General features: G+C 42.0%; 18 protein-coding genes. 6 read left to right on the top strand and 12 right to left on the bottom strand.

Annotation, left to right across the window (positions count from 1 at the left end; translation table 11 throughout):
- Nucleotides 1–36 precede the first annotated feature (36 nt).
- The 3 genes from FTU34_RS05510 to infA form a co-directional block, all read right to left on the bottom strand.
- Nucleotides 37–483 carry a hypothetical protein gene (locus FTU34_RS05510; protein ID WP_306669814.1) on the bottom strand — a complete coding sequence of 149 codons (447 nt, stop codon included), beginning with the start codon at nucleotides 481–483 and terminating at the stop codon, nucleotides 37–39.
- Nucleotides 484–597: 114 nt separating this feature from the next.
- Nucleotides 598–972, bottom strand: a complete 375-nt coding sequence (locus tag FTU34_RS05505; RefSeq protein ID WP_078189718.1) for a hypothetical protein — start codon at nucleotides 970–972, stop codon at nucleotides 598–600.
- Nucleotides 973–1,125: 153 nt separating this feature from the next.
- Entirely contained in the window at nucleotides 1,126–1,347 is a 222-nt protein-coding gene (infA, locus tag FTU34_RS05500) for a translation initiation factor IF-1 (protein WP_001284370.1), read from the bottom strand.
- Nucleotides 1,348–1,578: 231 nt separating this feature from the next.
- Between infA and FTU34_RS05495 the strand changes: the two genes are divergently transcribed.
- On the top strand, nucleotides 1,579–2,586 hold the full coding sequence (locus FTU34_RS05495) for an AraC family transcriptional regulator (RefSeq protein ID WP_180034959.1): 1,008 nt from the start codon (nucleotides 1,579–1,581) through the stop codon (nucleotides 2,584–2,586).
- A gap of 129 nt (nucleotides 2,587–2,715) precedes the next feature.
- Here FTU34_RS05495 and truA read toward each other — a convergent pair whose 3' ends face one another.
- From truA to asd, 5 genes are all read right to left on the bottom strand, one after another.
- A complete protein-coding gene (gene truA, locus FTU34_RS05490) occupies nucleotides 2,716–3,513 on the bottom strand; it encodes a tRNA pseudouridine(38-40) synthase TruA (RefSeq protein WP_078189716.1) in 798 nt (265 codons plus the stop codon).
- A gap of 16 nt (nucleotides 3,514–3,529) precedes the next feature.
- On the bottom strand, nucleotides 3,530–4,492 hold the full coding sequence (locus FTU34_RS05485) for an asparaginase domain-containing protein (RefSeq protein WP_180035029.1): 963 nt from the start codon (nucleotides 4,490–4,492) through the stop codon (nucleotides 3,530–3,532).
- A gap of 49 nt (nucleotides 4,493–4,541) precedes the next feature.
- Entirely contained in the window at nucleotides 4,542–5,852 is a 1,311-nt protein-coding gene (locus FTU34_RS05480) for a fimbrial protein FimV (protein ID WP_180034958.1), read from the bottom strand.
- Nucleotides 5,853–5,927: 75 nt separating this feature from the next.
- Entirely contained in the window at nucleotides 5,928–7,349 is a 1,422-nt protein-coding gene (locus tag FTU34_RS05475; RefSeq protein ID WP_180034957.1) for a hypothetical protein, read from the bottom strand.
- A gap of 143 nt (nucleotides 7,350–7,492) precedes the next feature.
- Complete coding sequence (gene asd / locus FTU34_RS05470) at nucleotides 7,493–8,611, bottom strand: aspartate-semialdehyde dehydrogenase (protein WP_180034956.1); 1,119 nt, start codon at nucleotides 8,609–8,611, stop codon at nucleotides 7,493–7,495.
- A gap of 185 nt (nucleotides 8,612–8,796) precedes the next feature.
- Here asd and FTU34_RS05465 point away from each other — a divergent pair, with 185 nt between their 5' ends.
- Together FTU34_RS05465 and FTU34_RS05460 are read left to right on the top strand one after the other, a co-directional pair.
- The gene (locus tag FTU34_RS05465) at nucleotides 8,797–9,924 is read left to right on the top strand and encodes an endonuclease/exonuclease/phosphatase family protein (RefSeq protein ID WP_180034955.1); all 1,128 of its coding nucleotides are present in this window, start codon (nucleotides 8,797–8,799) and stop codon (nucleotides 9,922–9,924) included.
- Between the two features lie 369 nt (nucleotides 9,925–10,293).
- On the top strand, nucleotides 10,294–10,599 hold the full coding sequence (locus tag FTU34_RS05460) for a hypothetical protein (protein WP_180034954.1): 306 nt from the start codon (nucleotides 10,294–10,296) through the stop codon (nucleotides 10,597–10,599).
- A gap of 179 nt (nucleotides 10,600–10,778) precedes the next feature.
- Here FTU34_RS05460 and FTU34_RS05455 read toward each other — a convergent pair whose 3' ends face one another.
- The 4 genes from FTU34_RS05455 to FTU34_RS05440 form a co-directional block, all read right to left on the bottom strand.
- A complete protein-coding gene (locus tag FTU34_RS05455) occupies nucleotides 10,779–11,891 on the bottom strand; it encodes a glycosyltransferase family 4 protein (RefSeq protein WP_180034953.1) in 1,113 nt (370 codons plus the stop codon).
- Between the two features lie 32 nt (nucleotides 11,892–11,923).
- On the bottom strand, nucleotides 11,924–12,859 hold the full coding sequence (lpxL, locus tag FTU34_RS05450; RefSeq protein WP_180034952.1) for an LpxL/LpxP family Kdo(2)-lipid IV(A) lauroyl/palmitoleoyl acyltransferase: 936 nt from the start codon (nucleotides 12,857–12,859) through the stop codon (nucleotides 11,924–11,926).
- Nucleotides 12,860–12,946: 87 nt separating this feature from the next.
- On the bottom strand, nucleotides 12,947–13,708 hold the full coding sequence (locus tag FTU34_RS05445; RefSeq protein ID WP_180034951.1) for a 3-oxoacyl-ACP reductase: 762 nt from the start codon (nucleotides 13,706–13,708) through the stop codon (nucleotides 12,947–12,949).
- A 186-nt stretch (nucleotides 13,709–13,894) separates the two neighbouring features.
- A complete protein-coding gene (locus FTU34_RS05440) occupies nucleotides 13,895–15,799 on the bottom strand; it encodes an ATP-binding cassette domain-containing protein (protein ID WP_168377902.1) in 1,905 nt (634 codons plus the stop codon).
- A 34-nt stretch (nucleotides 15,800–15,833) separates the two neighbouring features.
- On the opposite strand from FTU34_RS05440, the gene FTU34_RS05435 reads away from it, so the two are divergent.
- The 3 genes from FTU34_RS05435 to FTU34_RS05425 all read left to right on the top strand — a co-directional run.
- Nucleotides 15,834–16,079, top strand: coding sequence for a SlyX family protein (locus tag FTU34_RS05435; protein ID WP_078189840.1), 246 nt, complete (start codon nucleotides 15,834–15,836; stop codon nucleotides 16,077–16,079).
- Nucleotides 16,080–16,211: 132 nt separating this feature from the next.
- Nucleotides 16,212–17,213, top strand: a complete 1,002-nt coding sequence (locus FTU34_RS05430) for a hypothetical protein (protein WP_180034950.1) — start codon at nucleotides 16,212–16,214, stop codon at nucleotides 17,211–17,213.
- 25 nt (nucleotides 17,214–17,238) lie between these two features.
- The coding region (locus FTU34_RS05425) for a PIN domain-containing protein (protein WP_257226231.1) at nucleotides 17,239–17,880 on the top strand (642 nt) is incomplete at its 3' end.

Genomic DNA, 17,880 nt, shown 5'->3' with positions numbered 1-17,880 from the left:
TTGTGCCTAGAAATTATCAATCCTAGAATTGATGCGCTAACAGGTGCGACCAGTTAATCGGACATCAGTTGCAATATTATGCTTTAAGCGAAATTGAATAAGGCAGTTTAACTCAACCTCATAGCGTGTATTTCCACTGGGAATCGGCACAGCAGCGCCGCTGCCCATGCCCATTGCGGGATTTTCAGCCATCGGTAAAGGAATACTGATCGGGCGTGCGACACGATAACGGAGGTAGTCAGAACTGACCTCTACGGGAGAGGTTCTTTGATAGCCGAGTTTGCTGAGATTAAGTTCTGCTTGAATCGTTTGGCTCGATTGACCAATAAATGAGGTTAAATAGCGTTCACGTTCAACGGAGGATATCGTTGATGTCGTGCTACAGCCAGCCAAGCATACAATGCTTAGAACGCATCCCATGCTCAATATTGGGCGAATAAAACGCTGATCTTTGTAAACCTGATGTTCTAAAATAAATTTCATGGGTCAGTTTCTCACGAAATAAATTCAGTTTAGTCAGATCGGTCTGTATAACACTGTAGTCATTTGATACACGGTCAGCTGAGCAAGATTAGCCTCTAGGATTCTCATACAGGATCAACAAGCTCTGCCAACATAGTCAATGGATTCAACTATTTGATTGCGTAATTTGAACTCGATTTTACATTCCATATCGACAGTGACACCACCTTTAGACGGCGTTGGGATAGGGGCGCCCATGGCTATACTGGTGCCGATATTCGGTGTACCTATCGGAATTGGCATTGAGCGTAAAATGGTATAACTGAGTTTTTCATTGCTTTGTACAGGTGCTCCCATCACTTTGTAGCCCAATTGACTCAAGTTGAGCTCTTTACGAACTTGATCAGCTGGCTGTCCAATATAGTGTTGTAGGGATTGATTGAGTTGCTTTTGGCCTGTCGTGGCGCAAGCAACACAAAAGATAGCACCGACTAATCCTAGATGTTTCATATGATTTTATGTCCTTATATTTTGAATTTTATAATCGAATTTTTATGTTTTTAGACTGTAAAGGAAAGCAAATTTGCAGTCAATTTTTATCATTGCATTGAAATAAATACAAAAAAAGCCACTGATAAAGTGGCTTTTTCGCTTCGCTAAAACTTAGCGCGCACGGTAAGTGATACGACCCTTAGTCAAATCATAAGGTGTCATTTCTACTTTAACACTGTCGCCAGTCAAAATACGGATATAGTGTTTACGCATTTTGCCAGAGATGTGAGCAATCACTTCATGACCGTTTTCTAAACGTACACGGAACATAGTATTAGGAAGCGTCTCGGTGACAACGCCTTCGAACTCGATGAGTTCCTCTTTATTGGCCATAGCCTACCTGAATGAATAAATTAGCAAGGCGCAAATTATAGTCAATTTTTTTTCAGAATACAAGCCGTAAAAGGCTTTGAACTGATCGACTGTCAGTAAAATAAGCGAACAATTCAGTTAAATATTTTCAACAAAAAATGTGCAGTAACTGTTGTCAGTTTGGTCAATCGCAGTTAATCTAAAATCAATCTTTTTAGGTATAAATGAAGTACATACAAGGAAGGTTCTGGAGTGGGTCAGCTAACTGATGCATCTGTTGTGTTGCGTTTAGGGTATCAAGCGATTCGTCGTGCCGGATTGCCAACAGAAGAAATTTTAACAAAAGCGGGTGTGGCATTAAATCAGGTTGAAACCAATGACCGTACCCCATTGAATGCACAATTTGCATTCTGGGTGGCTGTAGAAGAAGTCAGTAAGGATCCTGATATTGGTTTGCATCTAGGAGAGCATTTGCCTTTATATCGAGGGCAGGTGATTGAACACTTATTCATTTCATCTGAGAATTTTGGTGAAGGTTTAAAGCGGGCTTTGGCATATCAACGCCTAATTAGCGATGCCTTTCATGCGCAATTGGTGATTGAAGATGACCGCTGCTATTTGACCAATGGTCATCAGCCTTGGGCAGAAAATATCGTGAATCGTCATTTTTCTGAATGCGCGATGTCCGGTGTTTTGCGTTTCTTTAAGTTTATTACTGAAGGGCGTTTTCAGCCGATTTATATCGACTTTAACTTTAGTCAGGGCGCGCCAGATGATGAGTATTTCCGTGTTTATGAATGCCCTGTGAGCTTAGGGCAAAAAGAAACCCGATTATATTTTGATCCAGCTATTTTAGAGTATCAATTGTGGCAGGCAGAACCTGAGTTATTACAATTGCATGAGCAGTTAGCGATTGAAAAACTTCAGGAGTTGGCGCGTTATGATTTGGTTGGTGAAGTTCGCCGTGCTATTGGTTCAACGCTTGAAAGCGGTGAAACCACACTCGAAACGGTCGCTGCGCAGCTCAACATTACTCCGCGTCGTTTACGGACTCAGTTGTCAGAAGCCAATACCAGTTTTCAGCAAATTTTGTCAGACTATCGCTGTCGTTTGGCTAAAAAATTATTGGCCAATACCAATGAAAGTGTGGAGCGCATTGTGTACTTAACGGGTTTTTCTGAACCAAGTACGTTCTATCGCGCATTTAAACGCTGGACTAATGAAACGCCCGTGGAATATCGTAAGCGGAAGCAGCGTTAAGGTTGATCTTCGATAAAATCCTTCCCTAAACAGAATCCCCCTTTTTCAAAGAGGGATTTTCATCTTTAGAATCTGGCAATGGCGGAAATGAAACACCCTCTCTGTGAAAGTGAGGTTGGGAGGGATTGTTTATTCAGGCATATTTAGCCAATGTGGTCCTAACGGAACTTGAGGAAGTTCAAACTGAGCTGGATAGTCTGCATGGATAAAATATAGTCCATCGGGTGGTGCGGTGACACCTGCTGCTTTACGATCTTCAGCAGCAAAAATATCGTCAATATGGTCAACGTCATACATACCTTGCCCAATTTCCAACAAACAGCCCATGATGTTACGCACCATGTGATGTAAAAAACCATCGGCCTGAATATCTAGGACTAAGTAACATCCGTGTTGGATCAGACGGCAATGGCTGACATGACGAACGGGCTGATTGGACTGACACGCTGCGGCACGGAAGCTTTCGAAATTATGAGTGCCTTCAAATTTGGCCGCAGCACGTTGCATTTTCAGCACATCTAGCTTGGCATAAACATGGGTCACTTGCTTATGTAATAAAGCTGGACGTTGTGGATTGTTATAGACCACATAGCGATAACGACGTGCTTGCGCTTTAAAGCGGGCATGGAAGTCCTGATCCATTTCCTTAATCCATTGGATGGAGATATCACGGGGTAATTGGCTATTGCTGCCCATTAACCATCCGCGAATGGGGCGAATCGCCTGAGTATCGAAATGTGCCACCATATTGGTTGCATGGACGCCGGCATCTGTTCGGCCAGCGCCGTGCAACATGATTGGCTCATTGGCCACTTTGCTGAGGACGGTTTCAATGGTTTCTTGCACGCTTGGTACGCCCGGTTGCTGAGTTTGCCAGCCCTTGTATTGCATGCCACAAAACTCAATCCCAATCGCAAAACGTTGCATAGTTACCTCAAATGACTTAATCGTTCCAATGCGCAGTCCAGTCTGCGGCACTACCGTATTGTAAATACATTTTCAAACATTTGGCATAAAGATCTGCATGACCCAAACAATTGCTCAGTAATATTCCACTATCTTTGACCCAGTCACTCACAGCATAGCGCTGATCTATACCGCCATGAACAACCTGTGTACTTAAGATAATTTTGCAATTTTTTTGTTGTATGGCTTTCAATACATTGAGTAATTCAGCATCAACGGCAATGTTGCCTGTGCCAAAACCTTGCAGAATTAAAACATCTGGCGTGTGTGTAAGCAGGGCGGCTAAATTTTGACTGTGTAGATCAGTTGCTATCGGTTGCCACATCCAATTCATGCAATTGAAATGAGCCGCTTTGTCTAAATCATTGGCTTGAACAATATAAGGCGAAGTCAGCATTGAAAGTGGCTGTGTGGCTGGCAGCCCATCAAAGGCTTTCAGATCGGTTGTATGTACTTTTAGTGCGGATTGAGCATGCATCAGTTGATGATTAAAGGCCAAATAAACCCCAACACTCGATTGGTGTACCGATTCCAATGCAAAATTTAAATTGTCGATGGCATCGGTAAATTCACGGGTGTTGTCACCAGCCACATTAAACAGCGGATATTGGCTGCCTGTAAGCACGATATGAGCAGACTGTGCCATAAAGTGTGCAAGTACTGCGCTGGCATAGCTAAGCGTGTCTGTGCCATGAATAATCACGAAATGCTGAAATTGTTGTAATTGTAAACTTTGAATTTGTTGGATCAGTGCCAGCCAGTCGGGCGCCGTACAGGCACTACTGTCACGAATGACAGGTGCGACTAAACATTCAATGTTTAGGTGCAGTGGCAGCACATGCTGTAATTTAGGTAAAAACACATTCGCTGGCATGGGGCTTAAAGGTTCACCGATACAACCGAAAGTACCACCCATATAAATAAGAGCAATTTTTTTCATCATAAAAAAAGCAGCCTTGAAAGACTGCTTTAGTTTAAATCGCTTTTGTTTAAGATGCGATTTGATTCAGTAACTGATCTGCTTGTTGACGCTGAGCTGAAGAAAACTCAGCCTCTTTTTCAGTTAAAATTTCACGTGCAGCGTCATAAGCACCTAGTTTGATGTATTGCGCTGCCAATTCAAGATTCAATTCAATTTCATTGACTTCAACCAGTTCAGGGAAAGATTGAACCAATGGATCGTTTTGGTCTGTAGCAGATGGGGTTGACGGTGTGCCTAAACCGCTAATGTCAAAACTCACACCACTTGAAGCAGGTGCGGCAGGTTTTTCTTCAGGTGTAGACTCTAAGTTAAACTCTGTTGCAGGAGCAACAACCGCTTCTTCTGTTTTTGCTGTTTCAAAAGCACCTAAGTCAAAGTTTAAGGTTGGAGCTTCAACTTTGTTTTCTTCTACAACCGATGTTTCTGTTGTAAATGAAAAATCTAAAGGCTCGATTTTTTCTTCTACAGTTTCTGTTTTGGTTTCAGCCGCAGCTTCAGTGCTTGGGGCAAAGTCCATTACAAAATCAATCGGTTTGATTTCTTCAACGGCAGGAGATGGCTGAGCAATCTCTTCAGTTTTCGGTGTTGCTTCAAGTGCAGGTTCTGGTGAAATTGAAAGCGTGTCAAATTCAAGCGTCTGTATTTTTTCAGCAGGCGCACTTTCAACTGGGGTTGAGATGTCTGCTTTTGCTGGCGTTTCAGTGGTGAAATTAAAATCTAGAGGTTTAATTTCTGCTGCTTTGGGTTCAACAGGTGCAGCAGTTGAACTTTGCATTAAAGCATCAAAATCAGAGGTATTTTGAGCTTTTGATGGAGCCTCTTCAGTGATCGGTGATACAAAGTTAATGGCATCATCTTTTACATTTTGAGAATTTTCAAACTCTACTTTTTTTGCTTCAGCTTGTTCTAAAATTTCATCGAGTTCAAGTGAACGAATATGGCTCAGCAATTGGCTGATGGCAAATTCGTCTTTTTGTAAAATGTGAATATCTAAGAGATATAGATACAACTCATGTTGTGAGTTATCACGTTTTAATGATTGATTGATTTGCGCTTCAGCAGAAAAGAAATTACGTTCCGCAATTAATTTTTCAATTTTGCCACGAGCATCGGTCGTTAATGGTGTCATTGATTTTTTTTCAATGACACTGCTTTCAACTACTTGAGTTTTCTTCGGAGTCGCTTTGGCCGAAACACCCGTTTTCTTGGTTTTAGTGGATGTTGGTTTGGCTTTATCTGATTCTTGACCTTTTTGGCGTTTGTTTAAAAAAACCAATACGATCACTAAGATCACTAATGGAATCACATAAATCAGCATGTTTTAACCCCTTGGAGATAGAGCGATATAAAGTTGCACTCATCTCTATAAAATCTTGATTGGTAACGTTTTAGTTTATTGGCTTCTTTTATCTGCTTGTTGAGCTTTCAACTGTTGTTGCAGTTGAGCAAGACGAGCATTTAATAATTGAATTCTGTGATCCTTTTGATTTAGCGCCAATTCTAATTGAGTTACGTTTCTCTGTAATTTAACGGTTTTTTCACGAGATGTCATAACTTTTAATGACAACTCTTTCGAAGTTTTATTCTTTTCTGCCGCACTGTTGGCAGAAGATTGTGCCGAATCTTGCGCTTTCTCTGCCACCAGACTCATTTCAGCTTGATTCAAGCGGTATTTGGTTTTGCCTGACTGCTTCGAAGGCACTTTGGCAAGTTCTGCCGCAGAGACTTTTACAGGCTGTTTTGCTTGCTGCATACCATGCAGATTTAAGGCCGCACCACGGCGCAGACGGTTTACGTCGCCCTGAATGAATGCATGTTCGTTGCTGTTTTTAATCTGTTGCATGACTTCAGAAACAGGGCGGTTTTGTTCTGTCGCGATACGTGAGGCAATCCCCCAAAGGCTTTCATTCGAGCGAACCACATATTTTGCCGCTGGTGTTGCTGTCGATGAAGCCGCGGTACTTGTAGGCTTTGGTGTAGATGCCTTTTGAGCTGGAATTGTTGGATTTTCACGTTTTTGTGCTGCCTGCTCCGCAGCAAATTTTTGTGCCAATGGGTCTTGAGACCTTGCAGTTGATGCGGTTTCAGCTTGTGTAGCTTGCATTTCTGAACTGACAGAGCCGGTCGAATTGGTTTTTGTAACTTGCGAAATTGATGTTTCAGAACTAAATGAAGTACTTGTGCTATTTTGCTCCGCAGGTGCAACGCTATAATTTTGCACATGCGTGACTGGTTCAATCGCAACAGGCGTTGACGTTGCTAATTTTGGAGGTGCTTTGGTACTGAGTAATAAGGGTTGTTCTGCAGCTACAGGTGCTTGTGCGGTGTAGAGTGTGCTAACAGGTAAATTTAAGGCAATTTCTTTTTCATTTACAATAACGACAGGTGTTAAAGCACGCTCATTGGCGGTTTGATTCGCATTCGATGTGGTTGGATTGCGTTTTAATGGGGTACGAATTTGTTGCAGGCGTGAAGCATTACCTTCTTTAATATTAACAATAAAATTAAGCTCAGCATCGGTCACTGGACGCGAAGAGGTAATGGTAATTACCCCATTGCCCGCACCATCACGACGCGTAAAGAAGTTTAAATGCCCCGGTGGTTGATGCCCTGTACCCATACTCAACAAATCTTCTGCCGTGGCTAAACTTGCACTGAGCGGCACAGATGTATTTGAGTGGCGAAAATGAATCTCAGCGTACAGCAATTCCCCGGGTGCTGACTGGACTTGTACAGGATCAATGCTGATCGCTTGAATGTTTTGAGATGCAATAACGGCTAAAATGGCGATCTTTAATTTGTTATATACGGTCATCTTAATCTTTAGCTCGAATATATGTCGCATGGCGAAAATTATAGATTAGCGAGTTGTCAAAGAATTGTAAAATATTTACACGACAGTTACATAAAAAAGCCGATCAATTGTGATCGGCTTCCTGTTCAGAGACTTAAAAATGCTTAAGCATTTTTATAATCAATGAGAATTCTTAGCATACGACGTAAAGGTTCAGCAGCACCCCAAAGCAATTGGTCACCTACAGTGAATGCACCTAGGTATTCTTTACCCATGTTGAGCTTACGGAGACGACCAACTGGAACAGACAAGGTGCCTGTTACAGCAACAGGAGTCAAATCAGTCATTGACGCTTCACGGGTATTTGGAACCACTTTAGACCAATCGTTGGCACTTGCGATAATATCTTCGATTTCATCCAGTGGAACATCTTTACGAAGTTTTAAAGTCAATGCTTGTGAGTGACAACGCATTGCACCGATACGGACACAGTGACCATCAATAGGCACGATTTGCTGGTTGCCTAAGATCTTGTTGGTTTCAACTTGACCTTTCCATTCTTCTTTCGACTGACCGCTTTCAAGCTGTTTGTCGATATAAGGAATGAGAGAACCAGCTAAAGGCACACCGAAGTTCGCAGATGGGAAACCTTCACCGCGTTGTAGGGCTGCAATTTTAGAGTCGATATCTAAAATTGGAGAACGTGGGTCATCTAGCAAATCTTTGGTATTGTTGTACAAGTAACCCATACCTGAAATCAGTTCACGCATGTTTTGCGCGCCTGCACCAGATGCCGCTTGATAAGTCATTGAGGTTGCCCATTCCACTAAATTATTTTGGAATAGACCGCCTAGACCCATTAACATTAATGAAACGGTACAGTTACCGCCCACGAATGTTTTTGTGCCTTTGACTAAGCCGTCTTTGATTACGTTCATGTTTACTGGGTCAAGTACGATGATCGCTTCATCATCCATACGTAAAGTTGATGCAGCATCGATCCAGTAACCATTCCAGTGTTCAGCTTTAAGCTTAGGGAAAACTTCAGTCGTATAATCGCCACCTTGGCAGGTGATAATGACATCCATTTGCTTCAGACTATCAATGTCCGTTGCATCCATAAGTGCTGGGGCAGTCTTACCACCAAACGCAGGGGCTTCACCACCTGCATTACTGGTAGAAAAGTAAAACGGTTCGAAATGAGCGAAATCGTTTTCTTCAACCATACGTTGCATAAGGACGGAACCAACCATCCCGCGCCAACCGACCAGACCTACTTTCATGTCACTTTGCCTCGGTGCGTTAAAAAAATAAAAAGGGGGTTCGAGTGTACCAAAAGGGCGCATAACTGCAAGCGCTACATAATGAAAACACCAATAATATTGTGCAATATATCTTGTTTATGTTACATGCAAAACTGATATAAATTTATGAATCAATAAAAAATAAAGAATATAAGGGAGGCGTAATGATTTGGATTGAAATACTGGCTGGCTTCGTCATTTGGTTGACATTTTGGTCACTCATACCACGAGATGAATGGTGGTTTCGTGGTGCAGATTTTCCGCGTCTGCAAATCTTGGCTTTGGGCATATTTGCCTTCATAGGCTTAATTTTATGGAATGCTGAATGGGACTTGGCGCGTGAAATCATTTTAATTGGGTTGATTGCTGCCTTGGCATATCAATTAAAAATGGTTTTGCCTTATACCTTTATTTGGAAAAAACAAGTCAAAAAAGTTCGATCAGACCAGTTAGATAAACAGAAACAAATTTCAATCATTGTCTCAAATGTACTTACGCCGAATACTCAATATCACTTATTATTGGCACAAATACAAAAGCATCAACCTGACTTAGTACTCACGCTAGAAACCGATCAAACTTGGCAAAATGAATTGGCAGTGATTGAAGCTGATTATCCTTATCGCGTACCCGTACCTTTGGATAATTTGTATGGGATGCATTTGTATAGCAAGTTAGAACTTAGTGAAACTGAAGTCAAATTTATTCTCAGTGATGAAATTCCTTCGATCCATACCCGAGTCACCTTAGCATCAGGAAATCAGGTTCAACTGTATTGTTTACATCCCAAACCGCCAAGTCCAACAGAAGCCAAAGATTCAACTTTACGCGATGCAGAATTGCTGATTGTGGGCGATCAGATTAAAGATTTAGATGAAAGTTGCATCGTTATGGGGGACCTGAATGATGTGGCATGGTCACGTACTACACGACTCTTTCAACGAATCAGTGGGCTTTTAGACCCGCGTATTGGACGTCATTTCGTAAATACCTTTCATGCCAATTATCCACTGCTGCGTTGGTCGCTCGACCATATTTTTCATAGTACAGATTTTGCATTGGTACATATGGAACGCTTGCCCAATATCGGTTCAGACCATTTTCCAGTCTATGTGGTGCTGCAAACAGGCAGGGTATTTGAGCAAATCCAAGAAGAATTAGGGCAAACAGATGAAGATGAACAAGAAGCTCAAGAGGCAATTCAGGAGGGTATAGAAAAAGCTGAGAAAGAGGAGAAGATTGTGACCGATGAAATCGCCCGTGATTATAAGGATGGTACGAAGATACCTTGATTTTGTTTGATTTAAGAGAAAAGTGTAAGAAATAGCTTACACAGCTTTCGGCTTCTGACGAATGGTCAGGTCAAGTGTATTGACTTATTCTTTGATCATCGGCACATGGAACTGGGAACGGAACATCCCACTAAGGAAGACGAAGCCGATGGAAGCATCACGGAACAGATGCAGGAAAGGAAAGCCAATAAAAAATAAAAAGAATACTTGTGAAAGCACAACCTCATAGACCCGAGTTTTGCAGGATGCAGAACTCGGGTTTTGCTTTTGTGATATACATATTTTTGCTTTTCTTATGATCAATTTCTTTATACAGTGTGCCAAGAAAAAAGAGATGAATTTCCAATAAATATAAGTACGAGGCATTCTATGCTGTCCGAATGGCACCAGAAAATATTGCAGATTACACACTTATCGACAGATGCACTTTCCATTTATCTTGGCTTAATCCTGTTCTTTTTTGTGGCCTTTTGCCACCACCGCCAATTGAAATCACATTATGCGATTTGGACCGTTGTGGTCGTCGCAGTGGGATTTGAATTGTTTAATGCACGGCATGACATTTTAGATAGAGGTTATTGGCGTATAGGGCAAAGTTTGAAATATATTCTGAATATCATGTTGTTGCCGCTAATCCTTTGGTTGATGTCCCGATACCGTGTATGGAAGGGCTAAGTGGAAGCTCGAAATTGAAGGGCGAAATGGAAGGATTAAATCGCCAGTTAAAAAATCCTAATAGAAAAAAAGATATTGTGAAATGCACAATATCTTTTCTAGATGATGATTGAGTTGCCGAATTAAAAATATTTCCCGAGCTTCATCCTGAGCAGCAAGGATCAATGACATGTGGTCAATCAAGCGGAATGCTGAGAGGCTACTTGCGTATACAACTCCAAAGTCTGATCACACATCTCTTTTAAACTAAACATACTGATAGGTTGCACCTGCTGTGGTTGGTCTAAATGCAACTTTAAGGTGTCGAGTAATTGTGTTTCATCATCGACAGTGACTAAACCTTGCGGATAGACATTGGATAAAATTTCAGCTACACCACCACGGTTCCAACCAATCACAGGTGTACCTACAGACAGTGCTTCGAGTACAGTCCGTCCAAAGGTTTCCGCTTGGCTCGACAAAGATAAAACCAAATCGCTAAAAGCTAACCATTCACGGATATCTGAACGATGACCGACAAAAGTAATCCGATCACTCAGCCCTTTAGCCGCAATACTGTCTTGCATTTCTTGTAAATAAGCCGCTTTTTTCGGATCTGCACCACCGACCACCACCGCATGTACGTCGGGATACTGTGTTTGTAGCTGTTCCATTAAATGGATCAGGGTTTCATGACCTTTCAAACGGGTGATACGGCCTGGTAAGCAAATCAGACGCTTATTTTCTAGTTCAGGGAAATCTTTTAGGGTTTGATTGAGCCACTGTGCTGAGGGTTGATAACCATGCGGAAAAGCAGCGGGGTCAATGCCACGATAAATACGCACAATGTCCTTGGTAGGACAGTTTTTGTAGTTGTCCGTGATGTATTTGACAACACTATCCGAGACCGCAATGACTTTTTCAGCCTGCGTCATGATTTGACTGTAGCGATTAATCGAATAAAAACCATGTACAGTTGAAATCAGGTGAGGTCGTTTGTTTGCAGGAATCCCTTTGAGGGCAAAATGCGTGAGCCACGCGGGGACACGTGAGCGCACATGCACGATATCTGGTTGATGTTGCTCAATCAGTTTACGTAGAGGACGAATTTGCCATAAGCTTGATAAGGCTTTTTTATGGATTGCGAGTGTGAGATGAGTTGAGCCTTCGGCTTCCAATTGAGTCACCATACGGCCACCATTTGAAACCACTAAGGACTCATGACCGGCGGTCACTAAAGCACGAGCTATTTCTAAGGTTCCTCGCTCGACACCACCACTGTTCAATTCAGGTAAAAGCTGCATTACTTTCATAGCATTTCTCTTTTTTATGTGCTGAGTTGAACTCAATAGATTTTGTCATAGCCTTGTGGGCGGGTTTTAAAGCGGCGATGGAACCACATGTATTGTGTCGGTGCGATTCGTAGCTGATTTTCAATAATTTTATTGGTTCGAACAGCATCCGAAACTTCATCTTCACTCGGAAAATTATCCAAAGCAGGTTCAATCAGCACATGATATTGAGGGTTGCTGATGTCGCCATCGCGATAAAAATACAATGGAATCGCTACGGCTTTAGCAATTTTTAATAAGCGACGATGTGCAGTAACAGTGGCTGCGGGAGTACCAAAAAACGGTGCCATAACCCCTTGTTTTAAACCAAAGTCTTGATCGGGACTGTACCAAATGGCATGGCCATTTTTCAGATTGCGAATCAAGCCACGCATATCGTCATGGTCGATTTGGTTGGCATAGATGGTGGCACGGCAACGCACAATCAACATATCCAACAGCGGATTATTTTGCGGACGATAAACCACATCCGGCTCAAAGAACTGTGCGCATAAATAGCCACCAGCATCGAGCAGGGTAGAATGTGTGCCGAGGAGTAAAATACCTTTGCCTTCAGCTTGTGCATTTTGAATATGTTCTAAGCCTTCAATTTGCACCCGATTTTTGAACCACTGCGGACTGTACCATGCATTTAAAGTTTCAAAAATGCCAATCATTTGGTCGATAAAAACCTGTCGTGCATTGGCCTCAACCTGTTCTGCTGTCCATTCAGGAAAGCAAACTTCCAAGTTGCGAATCGTGGTTTTACGACGTGATTTGAGATTTTTAAATGCGACAGAACCGAGGAATTGTCCAAGGCGATACTGAACTGCCCAAGGAAGAATCGCCAAAATCATAAGAAATACAATCCCTATCCATATTCCCCAATACTGAGGAAGTAAGAAAGACCATTGGAATTTTCCGGGTTGATATGTTGGCTTTTGACTCATAGGGCTAAATCAAAGATTAAAAAATAGGGTTCAGTTTAGCATGAAGCTGAATTGAAAGAGAAAGTTCAAACTCATGCTGCGCTAGACTTAACCTTTGACTAAACCGCCATCGACAATCAAATTCTGCCCGGTGACTGCACGTGAGTAAGGGGACAAGAACATCATGATGGCCGCCGCAAATTCTTCAGGTGTGGTCACTGTGCGTAAAGGTGTCGATGCTGCGATTAAATCAAACACGGCATAGGGCGTCGCTTTACTGGCATCGGTTCTTTGTAATAAGCCACCTGAAAGCATATTCACATTAATCCCAAACTCACCCAGCTCATGCGCCGCTGTGCGGGTGAAGGCCAACAGAGCTGCCTTTGCTGCAGTGTAGTCGTGGTAAGGCACGACAGGGTTTTGTACCAGGTTGGTACCAATATTGACAATGCGACCAAAACCCTGTGCTTTCATCTTGGGAAGCGCCGCTTGCGTGGTGTTGAGTGCAGCGACGACTGCGCCATCAAACTGTTGCTGTAAGTGCTGTGCAGTCAGTTCTTCAATTTTAGGACGGGCATCGCCATTAAATTGAAAATGGATGAGGGCATTATTTACGACAGAGGTGATCGCGGTACCAAAATGTGCTTCTGCTGCGGCAAAAAGCTGTTCTACTTGAGCTTTATCTGTGACATCTGCTTGATAGGCAAACACTTGCTGAGGAAATGCGGTCGCCAACTGTTCTGCCGCAGTTTGACTGGATAGATAGTTCACGACCACGCGTGCGCCTTCAGCAATTAAAGTTTGGCTAATCGCCAAACCGAGGCCACGTGCGCCTCCTGTAACCAAGACAATTTGATCTGAAATTTGCATGCTCGTGACTCAATCTAATGTTGAGCGTCACCATAGCAAGCTTTTCACATTAGTGGAATCGTCTTTACAGACGCTGTATGCTCCAATTTGAAACTGAGTCATCCGATCTAATAATTCAGTCGAGTCATATGACATAAAAAAAGCCGTATCGAAATACGGCTTTTTCTTTGCGGAATATTTGTAGGCTTAGCCTTTTGCGAGCGTTTCTAGCTCATCTAAACGTTCCATTTTTTCTAGCATTTCGTCATCAATTTCAGCTAGACGCTGTGATGCTTTGGTCGCAGCATCGGCGTCAGTCATAAACCAAGAACCGTCGGCTAATTTTTCAGACAATTCAGCTTGCTCTTGTTCCAATGCTTCAATTTCAGTCGGCAGTTGTTCTAGGGCACGTTGGTCTTTGTAACTGAGCTTGACTTTTTTAGGTACGGCAGCGGCAGCCGCGGCTTCGGCTTTAGCCATGGCTTTTTTCACATCGCTTTTTTGATCCACGACAGTTTGGTCAGGACGCTGTTCCAAATAGTCTTGGTAACCACCGATGTATTCATCGATTTGACCTTTACCATCAAATACCCAAGTCGACGTCACCACATTGTCCATAAAGGCACGGTCATGCGAAATCAGTAACAGTGTGCCTTTGTAAGCGCTGAGCATTTCTTCCAACAGTTCAAGAGTTACCATATCCAAGTCGTTGGTCGGTTCGTCCATCACGATAAGGTTCGATGGTTTTAGTAGAAGCTTAGCCAACAGAATACGGTTACGCTCACCCCCAGACAGTGCTTTAACAGGTGTACGTGCACGTTCTGGAGAGAATAAGAAGTCTTGTAAATAACTGTAGATGTGACGACGGCTACCGTTTACATCGACATGGTCTGAGCCTTCAGAGACGTTATCTTTCACTGATTTTTCAAGATCAAGTGCATTTCGAAGCTGATCAAAGTAAGCAACTTCAAGCTGTGTACCTGTTTTTACTGTACCAGTATGTTCTTGCTCACCCAAAATAGCTTTGATAAGAGTGGTTTTACCCACACCGTTGTCACCGACTAAGCCGATACGGTCACCACGTAATACCAGTGCCGAGAAGTCTTTGATGATTGGTGCGCTGTTGCCAAATTGCACAGCTAAGTTTTCAATTTCAAAGACCACTTTACCTGAGCGCTGCGCATCTTGCGTTGCCATGCTCACTTTGCCTTGTTGTGAACGACGTGCTTTAGACTCTTCACGCAACGCTTTTAAGGCACGAACACGACCTTCGTTACGGGTACGACGCGCTTTAATGCCCTGACGAATCCACACTTCTTCTTCAGCGAGTTTCTTATCAAATAGCGCATTTTGCTTTTCTTCCGCTTCCATTTGCTGAGCTTTGAGTTCGAGGTAACGTGAATAGTTGCCTTCATAGCTACGCAAAATGCCGCGGTCAAGTTCCACAATACGAGTCGCAATATTGTCGACAAATGAACGGTCATGCGAAATAAACAACAGGGTTAAGTTGTTTTGATCGAGTAAGAATTTTTCGAGCCATTCAATACTTTCAACGTCCAAATGGTTGGTTGGTTCGTCGAGTAGCAATACATCGGGCTGCGTTAAGAGAGCACGTGCCAATAGAACACGACGCTTACGACCACCAGACAAATCTGCAAGGTCAGCTTCTGGGTCTAGGCCCATTTTACTGAGGATAGCATTCACCTTGGTTTCAAGTGACCAGCCATCCATTTGATCCATCTGATGTTGTAGGTTACCCATGCGCTCACAGGCGTCCATATCGCCGAGTACGCAGGCTTCGCTGGCTTCATGATAAGCACGTAATACAGTTGCAGCTTCACCTGCACCATCGGCAACAATATCAGCAACTTTGCCCGAATCCATGGGTACATCTTGAGCAAGCATTGAAATCGTAATGCCATTTTGCAATGAAACTTCACCGCCATCTGGCAATAAAGTTCCCTCAATCAGTTTAAGTAAAGTAGACTTACCTTCACCATTACGACCGATTAGACACACTCGCTCGCCACGTTCTAAACTGAAGTTCGCGCCGTCGAGTAGGGAAGGTCCGCCAAATGCAAGCTGGACGTCCCTTAAAGTAATATAGGCCATAATGTTTCCTGAAATCTTATATGAGGAGTGTAAATTGACTACACAACAAAATCTTGATGAACAGGCGTCATTTTCCGCACCCATTGAAGATTTGCAAGTCCGAATTGCATTTTTAGATGATTTAGTTGACCAACTGAATGATCAAGTTGCGCGTCAAAACGCCGAAATCGCTGATTTAAAGAAACAAATGCAGATGTTGTATCGTCGTATTGAATCGGCAGATTTATCTGAAGGTATTGCGGCATTTGACCCGATGACCAACCGCCCACCGCATTATTAATGTCGATTTTGAATGACAGGCAGATGACGAATCAGCGCCAAAGCTGTGGATTGGTGTAAATTTATTTGACCTTTTGCAGCGTGACAGGTCTAATGCACCGCATCTGCTGATCGAAACCCATTATTTCATCTCATGAGTCAAAAAGTTGTCCTGCTAGATTTGGAAAATAACTCGCCCACAGCAAATCTATTGCGCAATATCATTGAACATTACAGTACTTTGTATGTGTTTAGCTGCAATGGAAAATTTGAATATGCACTTGAAGATTTAACTGAAATTGCAGGGTGGATCGCGAGTGGTCAATTGGTGGTTTTGGATATTCCAGAAACGCCGCAAAAAGAATTTGAATATGCGGTGATTGTGGGGCAACTGATGGCCTTGATGGATCCAGATGCGCATATTGAAGTCATTTCAGCGATGCCTGATATTGCATTACTGATGGAACAATTGGATGGCTCTGGACTCAGCGCACATCTCATTCAAATTCAGTCAGAACAAGAAGTTTCACATAAAGTGAAGTATAAGATTCCTGACCTAGAAACCATTCGGAATAAACCTGATTTATTACTGATTAAACACTATTGTGATGGTCTGGAAAAACTCAGTGGCAAACCCAACAGTTTGGATAAACTGAAAAACTCATTGATGAATATTTTGCAAGTCTCTAGCGAAAAAGCTCAGCATTTGGTCGGTATGTTGATCAATCTAAAAATCGTCAAACGCTTTGATGAGCAGATTTCGATTCGAAAAAAAGTACTCAAACAATGGGTGCAGCTAGATTTAAATACGACTGCTGAAACAGCATTGCCGATAAAAACAGACCTGAATGCATTTAGTGCTTCACTCGAAGAACAAACCTCAAATACTGATGATACGGCGTCGATGATTCAGGCTGCACAGCAAGGCTTATTTAAAAATTTTAATAAAATTGACCCTGTGCAAATGGAAGTGATCCGAAAATTGCATGAATTAAAGTCAGATAAACCAAAAGATATCTACGCCTTACGTGATTTATTGGAGCAAATGTTCCCACAATCTGATGTTCGACTATTACTTAAAGAGTTGATCGAAAAAGGATATATCTATTGGAATGGTCACGAAGTGCTATATAGCCATGAGATGTTCCTGAATTAATATAAAATAATTAAATGGGTGAGCTATGAAAAAAATATTATTACTTGATATTGAAAATTTGCATAAAACTGAAAATGAGTTGCTAACTTATTTAAAGCAATACTCATCTATTTATTTAGTTTACGCCAAGTCTCCAATAAGTTTTAGCTTGGATGGTTTAGTTAAGCTCTCTCCATTTATTATGAATGGCAAACTAAAAGTATTAAAAATGCCAAAGATTGGGAAGGATGCAGCTGATTTTGGACTAACATTTATTGCAGGCCAACTTTCTACACAAGTTTCGGCTAAGGAATTTAGTTTTGATGTTATGTCTAATGATCATTCCATGGGGTATGTTGTTGATTTATTAAAAATAGCTAAATTTGAAGCTAAAATTATTCATGAAAAGCCGCTAGTTTCTGCTCATGTAATTAACGAAGTGAAAGCTGAGCAAAATGTGGGTGAGCTAATTTTTCAATATTGTGAATATTTAACAAAAAATGCAGCTAGACCTGCAAAGTTAGAAAGTTTATTAAACTCACTTAAAGCTATACTTAAAGTGAGTGATAATGTTGCCAAGGTTTTAGTTGAGTTATTAAAAAAACACAAAATTATCCGCTTGGATAATAGTAAAATATTTTATCAAGATCCAAGTTTGCAGAAGTTTTTGAAATTAAATAAACAAACT

The sequence above is a fragment of the Acinetobacter sp. YH12094 genome (assembly GCF_013419295.1).
Taxonomy (GTDB): Bacteria; Pseudomonadota; Gammaproteobacteria; order Pseudomonadales; family Moraxellaceae; genus Acinetobacter; species Acinetobacter amyesii.
This window is presented reverse-complemented; position numbering and strand designations above follow the sequence as displayed.